This window comes from Sulfitobacter noctilucae, from assembly GCF_000622365.1.
In the GTDB taxonomy this organism is placed as follows: domain Bacteria; phylum Pseudomonadota; class Alphaproteobacteria; order Rhodobacterales; family Rhodobacteraceae; genus Sulfitobacter; species Sulfitobacter noctilucae.
The window spans coordinates 1-3,389 of record NZ_JASC01000012.1; the positions used below are offsets into that span (position 1 = coordinate 1).

Genomic DNA, 3,389 nt, shown 5'->3' on the forward strand with positions numbered 1-3,389 from the left:
GGTCACGGCGTTTCTGCGTGAGCCGGGCCTCAAAAGTTTTTTCCCAGCATTTCCTTGAGCGTCGACACGTCCATCATCTGCTCAGCCAGCAACTTCTTCAGCTTGCCGTTCTCAACTTCCAGTGCCTTTAGCTTCTTCGCATCCGACACCTCCATGCCGCCATACTTGGAACGCCATTTGTAATTCGTCGCATCGCTGACACCGTGTTTGCGGCAAAGCTCCTTCGCACCAAGCCCAGCCTGATGCTCTTTCAATATCCCAATGATCTGTTCGTCGCTGAAACGGCTTCTCTTCATCGTCTGTCTCCTCAGTTGGAGAACAGGCTAACTCAAAACACCGGACTTTTCAGGGGAGCAGGTCAGCTAGTTCAAGGCTCGAACACCCCGTTCCGCAGGCAGTCAAAAGTCAATTTCAATGCCGAGTTCATCGCGGTTGAATTCATCCAGAACATTTAGCAGCCGGAATTGCCGTCCATCCCCCGGTCTGTCAGCCATGAAGTCCATAGACCAAACTTCAGTTGTTGCCTTGACGCCGCGTTCGAAGCGTACAATCGCTGTATGAGAGTTCTAACGGCGTGCGTGGTCTTGGCGCTCCCGTGAAGAATCTGTCCCATAGTGCATCTTTCTAATTGTCGCAGATCGGTAGACCACCACTTGCTATCGTTCAAACCTATCCCGCTTCATCGCGGCACGTGAATGGGACAAATGTACTTGCCATTCCTTCATTCATTGTCATCACCGTAAGCATATTTGCCATGTCGAACTCTTCCTGACTGCGTGGGCAAACAACGATCTGTTCGATGCACCCCGTTGCAACGAAATCATCGTTTTGCGCAACGAACTCGGCGCTAATACCGTCAGGGCCGATACCGTCATACGCCCAATCCCAAGCCCGCTGATACAGAACGCATTTTTGCTCGGGCCACGTCATATCTTCGAATTGGATATCATCTGCCCAAGCAGGACTCGAGCAAAGCTGCAAACATAAGAGTGCTAGAAAAGCGCCTGACGATAGCATCAAGGCACGACCTCTGAAACCAAATCGTCGAAACCAGCAAGAATTGTCACTTTGGCGCGGAGTACGGGCGACGCTCCGTGACGACGTTCGTCTTGCAGCAGGTGAGCAAAGACGAGCGTTGTGCCATCTCGCTTTGCCCAGCCTACAAACCAGCCCCAGCCACTTGTGTAGTCAAAGCTGCCAGTGTCCCTACGGGGATAAGCCGCACCAGTTTTGCCCCATATGCGCCAGCCGCCAGAGGTTTCGGTGGATTCGATGATCGCCAGAGTTCGATCAGTGGCTTCAACCGAAACAGGTAGATCGTTCCTTATCATCCGGGATAGGAAATTGACTTGCTCACGGGGGGAGATTTGAAGGGACGAAGACATCCACGCGCGTTCAAGGCCATTGCTTTGTGCAAAATCTCCGTTGAAATCAGCGTTTCCGTAGTCGAAGTCCGTAGCATACTGAGTGAGGAGCGACGTGCCCAGTAACGGAGTGATCTGCCGCGAATACCAGACCACAGAATATCTCATCCACCGCTCTGGATCGGTTGTCTTACGCCAGCTATCGCCACCCCAGTCTGGGTAGCTCTCCCGAAATGGCAGAGCAGGCCTGTGCGAATCCTGCAAAATACCTGCGTCATAACCCATCAGGGCGAGAGCAATTTTGAAGGTGGACGCTGGCGTAACACGATTATCGCAAACACCAGTTTGGTGCATAATCTCAACGGCCGCTTCGTCCATTACAATGGTGCAAATTGTTCTAGCCGCGCCTTGGGTGCTCACGCACAGACTAATTACAAGGGCCAGAGCAACAGATTGTTTTTTCATGTTACGTTTTTCACATAATAACTTATGGCGGTTTCTATCTCTGCAGTATTCTGATTTTCAAGATTACCAAAACAGTTTTGTCAGACCGGATTTTCTCAAGGGCCTCGGCAACTACAGCGATTTCTCCCGCTATATCTGAAATCGACGTAAGCTCTCCGACAGCCACGCGCATGACCGAGATTCTTGAAAAATAAGCTGCCCAGATCGGTTCTAATAGAGTCCCTAGATGTTTAGTCTCGGTATCTGGTGGATAGGATTGGACCTGTCGCGTTTGTTATGCCGCTACTTTGATAGGATTTATTACAGCAAAGGAGATGAACTAAGGAACTGAAACGGACGGGCGAGTTGCGGCAAGATGCTGTGCGGACTGCGTTAGCCAGCGGGCTAACGCGTAAGCAGGTGGCTGGGGGGAGAGACATCTTTTCCCGCGGAAATTTTTGGCTACTGTGTTGTGAATTTAGAACGGATTCTCGAATCTTGACCTCCACAAATTGAGCAGCCTCACTTGAGTGGTCCAAATTGAAGGTTAGTGCATGATTGGCCTTTGGTCCATCGGTACGATGGCTTCTGGCGCAGGTGGGCGGTAGCCCAAAGCACTATGGGTTCGTTTGGTGTTATAGTGGTTCCTCCATCGTTCGATGATGATTTGGGCTTCATGCAGCGAGTAAAAGATCTCACCGTTCAGCAGCTCGTCGCGCATCCGGCCGTTGAAGCTCTCGCAATATCCGTTTTCCCAGGGTGACCCGGGCTCGATGTATGCAGTCTTGGCCCCAACCGCTTTGATCCAGTCCCTGACGGCCTCTGCGATGAACTCTGGGCCGTTGTCTGAACGGATGTAGGCAGGCACGCCTCGCAAAATGAATAGATCCGTCAGAGCATCGATGACCTCAGTCGAGTTCAGCTTTCGCTTCACCCGGATAGCAAGGCATTCCCGGCTGTGTTCATCCAAGATGTTCAGTGTCCTGAACGCCCTGCCATCATCGGTTTGACGTGCCCCTAGTTTCCTAGACGCTTGCCTCGTTCATTTTCCTCTGTTCTGTTTCATAGTCAATTGGCGACAGCATTCCGTTGTTGGTGTGCTTGCGGGTCGGGTTGTAAAACATCTCGATGTAGTCGAACACGTCCTGCCTTGCTGCGTCGCGCGTGGTGTACGTTCGCCGCCTGATGCGTTCCCGTTTCAGCAAGTGAAAGAAGCTCTCGGCGACTGCGTTATCATGACAATTCCCGCGCCTACTCATGCTGGCATCCAGATAGTGTTTGCCGAGAAACGATTGCCACTCTTTGCCGGTGAACTGTGACCCCTGGTCGGAATGGATCATGACCCTGTGCTTTGGTTTGCGCCGCCATACGGCACTCAGCAATGCCTGCAAGGCCAGATCAGTTGTCATTCGGGATTGCATCGACCAGCCCACAACACGCCGTGAGAACAGGTCGATGACCACAGCGAGGTACGACCAGCCTTCATGGGTCCTGATGGAGGTAATATCGGTCACCCAAACACGGTCAGGGGCATCAACTTCGAACTGCCGATCCAGCGTGTTATCCGCGACAACCGATGGC

The 3,389-nt window shown here is 52.2% G+C and carries 2 protein-coding genes and 5 pseudogenes; 1 reads left to right on the forward strand and 6 read right to left on the reverse strand.

Annotated elements, in window-relative coordinates; all coding sequences use genetic code 11:
• The 4 genes and pseudogenes from Z945_RS0106580 to blaOXA all read right to left on the reverse strand — a co-directional run.
• Positions 1–296: pseudogene (locus Z945_RS0106580) on the reverse strand (transposase); the annotation flags it as partial.
• A gap of 105 nt (positions 297–401) precedes the next feature.
• A pseudogene (locus Z945_RS20470) lies at positions 402–509 on the reverse strand (IS3-like element ISPar2 family transposase); the annotation flags it as partial.
• Positions 503–613: pseudogene (locus tag Z945_RS20840) on the reverse strand (IS481 family transposase); the annotation flags it as partial. The pseudogenes Z945_RS20840 and Z945_RS20470, both read right to left, overlap by 7 nt.
• A 403-nt stretch (positions 614–1,016) precedes the next feature.
• Positions 1,017–1,829, reverse strand: a complete 813-nt coding sequence (gene blaOXA, locus Z945_RS0106595) for a class D beta-lactamase (RefSeq protein ID WP_025051311.1) — start codon at positions 1,827–1,829, stop codon at positions 1,017–1,019.
• 327 nt (positions 1,830–2,156) lie between these two features.
• On the opposite strand from blaOXA, the pseudogene Z945_RS21025 reads away from it, so the two are divergent.
• Positions 2,157–2,273: pseudogene (locus Z945_RS21025) on the forward strand (IS3 family transposase); the annotation flags it as partial.
• 82 nt (positions 2,274–2,355) lie between these two features.
• Here Z945_RS21025 and Z945_RS0106605 read toward each other — a convergent pair.
• Positions 2,356–2,817 (reverse strand): annotated as a pseudogene (locus tag Z945_RS0106605) (integrase core domain-containing protein); the annotation flags it as partial.
• Between the two features lie 16 nt (positions 2,818–2,833).
• Positions 2,834–3,389 (reverse strand): IS3 family transposase (locus Z945_RS0106610; protein WP_025051313.1); only part of this gene is annotated, 556 nt, incomplete at its 5' end.

Bases quoted from the DNA above. Each gene is read 5' to 3' on its own strand.
- blaOXA (WP_025051311.1), bottom strand. From the start codon at position 1,829: ATGAAAAAACAATCTGTTGCTCTGGCCCTTGTAATTAGTCTGTGCGTG.